Annotated in this window: 2 protein-coding genes; one reads left to right on the top strand and one right to left on the bottom strand. The window is 61.7% G+C overall.

All coding sequences use genetic code 11. The annotated features are described in order from the left end of the window. The coding region (locus ACEW8G_RS10380) for a DUF2891 domain-containing protein (protein ID WP_373488349.1) at nucleotides 1-1,048 on the bottom strand (1,048 nt) is incomplete at its 3' end. Nucleotides 1,049-1,207: 159 nt separating this feature from the next. On the opposite strand from ACEW8G_RS10380, the gene ACEW8G_RS10375 reads away from it, so the two are divergent. Beyond that, nucleotides 1,208-1,965: circularly permuted type 2 ATP-grasp protein (locus ACEW8G_RS10375; protein ID WP_373488348.1), on the top strand; the 758-nt coding region annotated here is incomplete at its 3' end.

Raw genomic sequence — 1,965 nt, 5'->3', positions numbered from 1 at the left:
CGCTCACCGCCGCGATGCCGGTTTTTGCGTGGATGTCGGCCGCTGCCTGAAGCGCTGCGATGCGCGCATCGCCCTGCGGCAGCGCGCTGGCGATGCCTTCCATCGCCCATGCGCGCGACAGGTTGACGCCGTCAAGGTGCACCAGCTTGCCGTCGGTGGGGTCGCGCACCTCGCCGGGCTGCAGCCAGTCGCCCGACCCGTCTGCCGGAATTTGCGGCAGAAACGCGGTCAGCCAGCGTGCGAATTCCGGCGCAGGCATCACGCGGCGCATCAGGTCGGCCTCCATCAGGCAGGGTGAGAGGAAATCCTCGCCCGAAGGCTCATAGGCCAGCGGGCAGTTTACATCATTGCGGTGGAACTCCAGCGCCTTGTCGGCCAGCTGTTGCGCAAACGCTGTGTTTTCGCTCTGGCGGGCATAATCGATCATCAGACCAAAGGCGAAGGCGCTCTGGTTGTGGGTGCCCAGCCGGATCGGATAGGCGAGCTTGGGGAGCCAGTCCTGCGTCTCCTTGACGATCTTATCCTCCAGCGGACGCAGCGTCTCGCGCCAGCCCTGCAGCTTCGGATCATCGCTCTCGTCGAGTTCGGCGACCAGCTGCAGCAGCCACGCGGTGCCATAGGGCCGCTCGAACCCCTTGCGGCCCTCACCATCGAGATAGGCGAGTTCGGCGGCGATATTCTCCGTGGTGAAGCTGCGGTTCAGCGCGGTGATGATGGCGGGCTTCATCGGCGACGCCGGGTCGGTCTTGAGGATGCGCACCAGCAGCCAATGGCCATGCACCGACGAATGCCAGTCAAAACAGCCATAAAATGCCGGGGTCAGCGCGCTGGGCGTCTGCGCGTCGCCTGCATCGTTCAAAACGTGCGAAATCTTGTTGGGATATTCCTGATGCACGCACGACAAGGCCAGCCGCGCGAAGCGATCATTGACCACATCCGGGCGTGCCTGCGGGATGTCCACAACCTTCGTGTCGCTGGGGGTCGAGGGTGAATCGCACCCTGCAAGCATGAAACTGCTGGTGAGCAAAAGACAGGCGATGGTGCGCAAATTGGATCACTCCCCGGATCGAAATGCAAAAAGGGAACACACACCAAAGCCTCGCTGATGGCAAGCGCTGCTGGCGACGCCTGTGGACGGTCATCCCCCCCGGCTGATCTGAAATTCACGGGTTGCGGCGCTGCACAATAGATGTCACATCTTTGGACAATGACAGGGGATGAAAAGCACTTTGACGAGATGTTGCGGTCCGATGGTTCGGTTCGCGACCCCTATACCGACTTTTGCGCATGGTATTCTGCACAGGATGCAGCACGCCTGCGCACCAAGTCGCGCGATGCCGAAAACTTCTTTCGTCGCACCGGCATAACCTTTGCCGTTTATGGCGAGGAAGATGCCAGCGAGCGGCTGATCCCGTTCGATATTGTCCCGCGCATCATATCGGGCCGCGAATGGGCTCGGCTCAGCCGCGGGATCGAGCAGCGGGTGCGCGCGATCAACGCCTTTCTGCACGACATCTATCACCGCCAGGAAATTTTGCGCGCTGGCCGCGTGCCGATTGATCTGATCGCGAAGAATGACGCGTTTTTGCCGCAGATGATCGGCATGGACCCGCCCGGCGGCATCTACACCCATATCATCGGTGTCGATATCGTGCGTACCGGGCCCAACCAGTTCTTTGTGCTTGAAGACAATGCCCGCACCCCATCGGGCGTGTCCTATATGCTCGAAAATCGCGAGACGATGCTGCACATGTTCCCCGAGCTGTTCCGCAATGTGAAGGTGCGCGAGGTCTCCGATTATCCGCGCAAGCTGCGCCGTTCGCTTGCTGCCAGCGCGCCGCGCGCCTGCAACGGTTCGCCCGAGATCGCAGTGCTGACGCCCGGCATCCACAACAGTGCCTATTTCGAACACAGCTTTCTGGCCGACCAGATGGGGGCAGAGCTGGTCGAGGGGCACGACCTGCG

This window comes from Blastomonas sp. (assembly GCF_041747255.1).
Lineage (GTDB): Bacteria > Pseudomonadota > Alphaproteobacteria > Sphingomonadales > Sphingomonadaceae > Blastomonas.
Note: the sequence above shows the minus strand (reverse complement) of the source record. Positions and strands in the feature narration are given on the sequence as shown.